Genomic DNA, 702 nt, shown 5'->3' with positions numbered 1-702 from the left:
ATCGTTCTCATCACTCGTACCAGTCGGTACTTCTGGTGTAGCTGGGTTATCAATCCCCGTAGTCTCTTCACAATCGGTTAAACCATCTCCATCCGCATCTGTTAACGCCACAGCAGTATGCATCGGATCACACGGATCGTTCTCATCACTCGTACCAGTCGGTACCTCTGGTGTAGCTGGGTTATCAATCCCCGTAGTCTCCTCACAATCGGTTAAACCATCTCCATCCGTATCTGTTAATGCCACAACAGTATGCATCGGATCACATGGATCATTTTCATCACTTATACCTATTGGTACTTCTGGGGTTGACGGGTCATCAATTCCCGTAGTCTCTTCACAATCGGTAAGGCCATCGCCATCACTATCAGTTGAAGGGCCTACTGTAATCGTGTAATCTGCAGAAGGTAAAGAAGTACAACCATTCGCATCAGTAACCTCATAATAAATATTAACAGTACCAAAATCAACACCTGTTACTACGCCATTGGCATCTATAGTAGCAATACTAACATCTGAAGAAGTCCAATTTATAGCACCTGTAGTTCCTTCGGTCAAATCAATTGTTTCGCTTACACAAACCTCTGTAGGGCCTGTAATCGCAGAGGCCACAGGAAGCGCATTAACCGTTACAGTAGTACTGGCAGTAAGCGCTATATTACAGTTCGCATTCGCGACGTCTGTCAAGTTTATAGTCGTATC

General features: G+C 44.7%; 1 protein-coding gene. It reads right to left on the bottom strand.

The window, feature by feature from the left end:
• Positions 1-702 (bottom strand): Ig-like domain-containing protein (locus HHX25_RS21055; RefSeq protein WP_205958092.1); only part of this gene is annotated, 702 nt, incomplete at both ends.

The organism is Flavivirga algicola, assembly GCF_012910715.1.
In the GTDB taxonomy this organism is placed as follows: Bacteria; Bacteroidota; Bacteroidia; order Flavobacteriales; family Flavobacteriaceae; genus Flavivirga; species Flavivirga algicola.
Note: the sequence above shows the minus strand (reverse complement) of the source record. Positions and strands in the feature narration are given on the sequence as shown.